Source organism: Alphaproteobacteria bacterium, assembly GCA_018662925.1.
GTDB lineage: Bacteria > Pseudomonadota > Alphaproteobacteria > 16-39-46 > JABJFC01 > JABJFC01.
The window spans coordinates 1-5,099 of record JABJFC010000064.1; the positions used below are offsets into that span (position 1 = coordinate 1).

The window sequence follows — 5,099 nt, forward strand, 5'->3', positions numbered from 1 at the left end:
CTGTTGTTGAGATTAGTTTGGCTTTTTATCTTTCCTTATTAAACCCCAATAACAGGAGGACCTGGTATTTTTGTCTGGTTTGTCGCTTCTTAAAGACAACAAAAATTAACTCACTCACCTAATTTTGCAATTTGCTCTAGTGTTTAGTGGAGTTTCCCTTTTGCTTTTCGTTAGTTTTGTCGTGGGAGTTCCATGGATGCTTTATAGGGATTGGCGGTATAAACAAGGAATTGGGCCAACTACGGCCTTATTTGTATCGTTGGGGTTGGCTTACTGGGCTTTGTCTGGGATGTATGCTCTTTTACATGTCGAGCACAGGTATCTTATGGGCTTTGCGCCCATCCCCGTATTAATCGGGGGTTATATTTTGCAAATACTATTTCAAACTCGGAAAAAAAGCGTTCTTAGGCTCTCTTTTTCTGGGGCGTCAAAATAAGGTCTAAGAGAGTTATAATCGTATCTCGAAGTTTGTTTCGAGGGACGACCATATCGATCATTCCATGATCCATAAGGAATTCAGATTTTTGAAATCCTTCAGGAAGCTTTTCCCTAATGGTTTCTTCAATGACTCTGGGGCCGGCAAAACAGATGAGAGAATCTGGTTCGGCAATGGCGATGTCTCCAAGCATTGCAAATGAGGCAGCTACACCGCCTGTTGTTGGATCGCACAGAATAACGATAAATGGGAGCCCTGCTTCCTTAACCATATCAATGGCTACAATGGAACGTGGCATTTGCATTAGCGATAGGATGCCCTCCTGCATGCGAGCGCCACCAGAAGTGGGGATTGTAATTAGGGGGGCTTTTAGGTTAACGGCTGTTTGGGCTGCTGTTACTAGTCCTTGGCCAACGGCAAGGCCCATGGACCCACCCATAAATGGAAAATCAATGGCTGCAGTGACACAGTTGTGATCGCCCATTTTTCCCTTTCCAACCAGAATAGCATCTTGTTCGCCAGTTTTTTTTCGGGATTCCTTGAGACGGTCTGTGTAGCGTTTTGTATCTTTGAATTTTAGAGGGTCCGAAACGGGATCCTCAAGGGCTACTTTCGTGTACTTTCCCCCATCATATAACAGCTCTAGGCGTTGTTTTGCCCCGAGACGCATGTGATGACCACAATGGTGACAAACGTGGAGATCTCGAACAAGATCTCTATGAAAAATCATTTGTTCACATTTTGGGCATCGATCCCAGAGATCTTCGGGAACGTCTGTTTTTTGAACTAAAGCTTGAAGCTTAGGTCGTACAAAATCGGTAATCCAGTTCATGAATATTTATCACTCAAGATTATTCATCCAAATCCTACCGAACTGCCTATCAGAGACAGTAAATAGACGCAAGAGGAGTTTCTTTATGTTTTTAAAGTTTTCTTTCGTTTGAATAAGTTAGTAGCTTTGGTAACGATGGTCCCCAACAAGAATCCAAGGACAAAAACACTCAAAATGAAAATGGAGAGAGGAAGCAGCAGCTCAAATCCAAACGGCCAAAAGGAAACGGTCGTCATTGCGCGATTTGAAACAGCAAACACGACGACAATAATGGCAATTAATACAAACAAAATCCTAGAAGCCATGTGCCATTCCTAGATGTTTAAGAGCGACAGATCCGAAAATCTAATCCTTATTCATCTGTGATAGCAGAATTCTTCCTGATTTGAAATAGGGGAGAGTTTTAGCTGGAACGGAAACAGAACTACCTGTTTTAGGATTGCGTCCAACCCGTGGGGCACGCTTCTTAGTGGAAAATGCGCCAAAACCACGAAACTCTGCTCGCGCATTCTTCGAAAGCGTAGAGATAATTTCATCAAAAATAACATTGATGGCATTCTCAATATGCTTTTCGGGCAAATTTGAAAACCGACGACGCAGCCTTTCTATAAGTTGAGATTTTGTCATAATTCCCCTACCTGTACCTATTTTAATTCTTTATTCTAGGTACATACTAACAGAATTATCCTGCCGTTTCAAAGGAAAACCTCAATTTGTTATAAGGTGCCCGGGTCATCGGCAAATCCTTGGTTTCGATTTATAACCTAGATTTACTGTTGCCCGGGTTTCCTTTTCTTTTTGAAAACTACTTCTTAGCAGTCGTTTTCTTTTTTTCGGTTGTCTTTTTTGTTTCCTTTTTAGCAGCTGTCTTTTTTTCAGTATCAGCTTTCTTGGCTGGTGTTTTCTTTTCTGCCTTTTTGGTGTCAGTAGCTTTGGTCGTTTTCTTTTCTGCCTTAGCTTTAGCAGTTATTTCCTTAGTTTTAGTCGCAGGCTCTTTTTTTGCAGCTTTTTCTTCATCAGCTTTTTTTGAAGTAGTAGCCTTCTTTTTAGTTTCCTTAGCTTTAGGCTCTGAAGAAGTATCAGACTCACGATCTTTCGCGCGATCTATGGCTGCTCCTAGGATATCTCCGAGGCTAGCACCACTATCAGAAGAACCGTACTCTTCCATGGCCTGCTTTTCCTCGTGTACTTCGTGTGCCTTAATAGAAAGGCCAACATGACGGGATCCTTTTTCTACGCTCATAACGACGGCGTCAACTTTTTCACCCTCTGCAAACCGGTCCGTACGCTGATCGCCACGATTTCGCGCAAGGTCAGATTTGCGAATAAATCCACGGATATTTTCAGGTAAAGATACTTCTATACCGCTATCTAGGATTTTTGAAACGGTACAGGTGACTGTAGCACCCGTCTTAAGGGTAGAGAGTGTCTCACCAACAGTATCCGCGGCGAGTTGCTTGACCCCAAGACTAATTCTTTCCTTATCTGGATCAACATCCAGGATTTTAACCTTAACAATTTGGCCCTTACTATAGTCTTTTAGAGCTACATTCCCAGGTTTATCCCAAGAAAGGTCTGAGGCATGAACCATACCATCGATTTCTTCATTGAGCCCAACGAACATTCCAAAGTCTGTCGTGTTTTTGATCTCACCTTCGAGCTCTGTTCCAACTGGGTTAGCATCTGCAAAGGCTTTCCAAGGATTTGATTTGCATTGCTTGATTCCAAGACTAATGCGTCGTTTTACCGGATCAACATCGAGAACCTTTACGTCGACTTCCTGACTGGTGGAAATGATTTTTCCTGGATGAACATTTTTCTTAGTCCAGCTCATTTCGGAAACATGAACAAGTCCCTCAATGCCGGGCTCAAGTTCAATGAATGCACCATAATCGGTAATATTGGTAACTTTACCGGACAATTGTTTTCCAATGACATATCTTGCTTCAACCCCTTCCCAAGGATCAGTTTGCAGTTGCTTGATGCCAAGAGAAATACGGTTTGTTTCCTTGTTGAATTTAATGATTTGAACCTTAACAGGCTGCCCTACTTGGAGTATTTCTGAAGGGTGATTTACGCGCATCCATGAAATATCCGTGACATGCAAGAGGCCATCAATACCACCTAGGTCAACGAAAGCACCATAGTCAGTGATGTTTTTCACGACGCCTTCAATTACTTGGCCTTCGGAAAGGTTTGATACCAGTTCAGTTTTAGCTTCTTCACGAGATTCTTCCAGGACTGCTCGGCGTGAAACGACTATATTGCCTCGGGTGCGGTCCATTTTTAGGATCATGAAGGGTTGGGCAACTCCCATAAGAGGGTCCACATCTCTGATTGGACGTATATCAACTTGGCTTCCAGGAAGGAATGCTACGGCACCGGCCAAATCAACGGTAAATCCACCTTTGACGCGGCTATACATAACACCAACGACACGTTCACCTTTTTCATGGGATTTTTCTAATTGAACCCACGCTGCCTCACGTCTTGCTTTCTCACGGCTTAAAACAGTTTCCCCATTTTTACCTTCAAAGCGCTCCACAAACACATCTATTTCGTCGCCTACTTTGAGTTCGTCGTCATCCTGAGAAATCCCAAATTCCCTGAGAGGGATTCGGCCTTCAGATTTCAAACCTACGTCTATGGAAACAATTTCGTTGTCTAAGTTAACAACAAGTCCTTTTACCACGCGTCCTACGAGACTTTGTTCAGCGGTACCAAGGGATTCTTCTAGGAGATCAGCAAAACTTTCTTTTGAAGTTGACTGGGCAGTTTTAGTTTGGGTTGACATTAATTGTCCTTTAAATAAAGCCTAACAAATAAGCTTTGAGTTAGAGTTAATCCAAGGAACCATTTCCGATTCCACCAAAGATAACAAACAAAGTCCGCTCCCTAGAGAGATGTACACCTTGTATGCCTGTTGTTGCCTTCTATTATCGATAGTACTTCTTCAAAGACTTGGTCGATTGTGAGCTCTGAAGTATCAATGATGAAAGCATCCTTTGCAGGGAGAAGAGGCGAAGTTGTGCGAGTCGTATCTCGTGCATCTCGTTCCTTCATATCTTGCAAAACGTGATCATATATACATGTAGTTCCCCTTTTTTGCAACTCTTTCCATCGTCTTTCCGCACGGATGTCAGGATTTGCAAAAATAAAGAACTTATAGTCAGCTTCGGGACAAATAACAGTGCCAATATCGCGCCCATCTAGAATTGCTCCAGGTTTATTCCGTGGAGGGGTGCTACAGAAATTCTTTTGAAACGCTAAAAGAGCCGCTCTTACCCCGGGATACGAGCTAACAATAGAGGCTATTTCACCCACTGATTCATCCCGTAAAAGCGGAGACTGTAAGTCTTCTTCTCGGATCTGTTGGGCGACTTTCTCGCATGTTTGTTCATTGTTTGGATCCAGTCCCTGGGAACGCATTATAAACGCAACCGCGCGGTATAATAGCCCTGTGTCCAAAAAGGCGAAGTCGAAGTGATCCGCTAATTTTTTCGCTAGGGTTCCTTTCCCTGATCCTGAGGGGCCATCGATAGCAATAATCATTCTCTGTCTATACTTGGGCCGTTTGAGGAGTGCAAGTTTTATTTCGTTTAGAGACTTAGAGTGATAGTATGTGTGCGCTGAGGTCCTTGCCAAGAAACCTGAATTTTTTTATGGGATAAAGCAGTTATTTTATAAATAGAAAGAGCAAATTGCAAAATTAGGTGAGTGAGTTAATTTTTGTTGTCTTTAAGAAGCGACAAACCAGACAAAAATACCAGGTCCTCCTGTTATTGGGGTTTAATAAGGAAAGATAAAAAGCCAAACTAATCTCAACAACAG

General features: G+C 42.6%; 4 protein-coding genes and 1 pseudogene. All 5 read right to left on the reverse strand.

The genetic code is table 11. From position 1 onward, the window contains the following. Positions 1 to 404: 404 nt before the first annotated feature. Positions 405 to 1,268 carry an acetyl-CoA carboxylase carboxyltransferase subunit beta gene (locus tag HOL16_05630; GenBank protein ID MBT5390172.1) on the reverse strand — a complete coding sequence of 288 codons (864 nt, stop codon included), beginning with the start codon at positions 1,266 to 1,268 and terminating at the stop codon, positions 405 to 407. 83 nt (positions 1,269 to 1,351) lie between these two features. Continuing rightward, entirely contained in the window at positions 1,352 to 1,573 is a 222-nt protein-coding gene (locus HOL16_05635; protein ID MBT5390173.1) for a DUF1049 domain-containing protein, read from the reverse strand. A gap of 40 nt (positions 1,574 to 1,613) precedes the next feature. Beyond that, a complete protein-coding gene (locus HOL16_05640) occupies positions 1,614 to 1,895 on the reverse strand; it encodes an integration host factor subunit beta (protein MBT5390174.1) in 282 nt (93 codons plus the stop codon). A gap of 379 nt (positions 1,896 to 2,274) precedes the next feature. Beyond that, a pseudogene (gene rpsA / locus HOL16_05645) lies at positions 2,275 to 4,062 on the reverse strand (30S ribosomal protein S1). A gap of 101 nt (positions 4,063 to 4,163) precedes the next feature. Beyond that, positions 4,164 to 4,820 (reverse strand): (d)CMP kinase, encoded by a 657-nt coding sequence (locus HOL16_05650; GenBank protein MBT5390175.1) that lies wholly within the window; start codon positions 4,818 to 4,820, stop codon positions 4,164 to 4,166. Between the last annotated feature and the right edge of the window lie 279 nt (positions 4,821 to 5,099).

Excerpts from the sequence above, each read along its gene's own strand:
- HOL16_05630 (MBT5390172.1), bottom strand. The coding sequence starts at position 1,268 with ATGAACTGGATTACCGATTTTGTACGACCTAAGCTTCAAGCTTTAGTT.
- HOL16_05640 (MBT5390174.1), bottom strand. The coding sequence starts at position 1,895 with ATGACAAAATCTCAACTTATAGAAAGGCTGCGTCGTCGGTTTTCAAAT.
- HOL16_05650 (MBT5390175.1), bottom strand. The coding sequence starts at position 4,820 with ATGATTATTGCTATCGATGGCCCCTCAGGATCAGGGAAAGGAACCCTA.
- HOL16_05635 (MBT5390173.1), bottom strand. The coding sequence starts at position 1,573 with ATGGCTTCTAGGATTTTGTTTGTATTAATTGCCATTATTGTCGTCGTG.